Here is a 274-nt window from a genome sequence, read left to right on the forward strand (position 1 = left end):
ATTCAGAGAGCATGTATAGACCTTGAGTGTTTGGGTTCTTTGGCGATAAGTTTACTATAATCGGCCTTACTGAAGCACTGGTTGAAGGAGCAATATTCACTGGTGAATTTGAAATAATTACGTTGTTTACAGAATCTGCTCTTGTTGTTGTAGCATAAATTAAACCTCGGCTATCTGGTTCATCTGCATAGATTTCGTCAGGAATTCCAATGTAATTCAGAACACAGCCTATACCAGTTGCAGAGGGACTTTCAATGACGATAATCAATCTATT

General features: G+C 38.0%; 1 protein-coding gene. It reads right to left on the reverse strand.

What is annotated here, in order from left to right; translation table 11 throughout:
* Positions 1-274, reverse strand: a 274-nt coding sequence (locus tag SB822_RS56955; RefSeq protein WP_410859086.1) for a hypothetical protein, incomplete at both ends; no start/stop codon positions are given.

Origin of the sequence: Paraburkholderia sp. SIMBA_054 (assembly GCF_046534875.1) — a bacterium.
GTDB lineage: Bacteria > Pseudomonadota > Gammaproteobacteria > Burkholderiales > Burkholderiaceae > Paraburkholderia > Paraburkholderia hospita.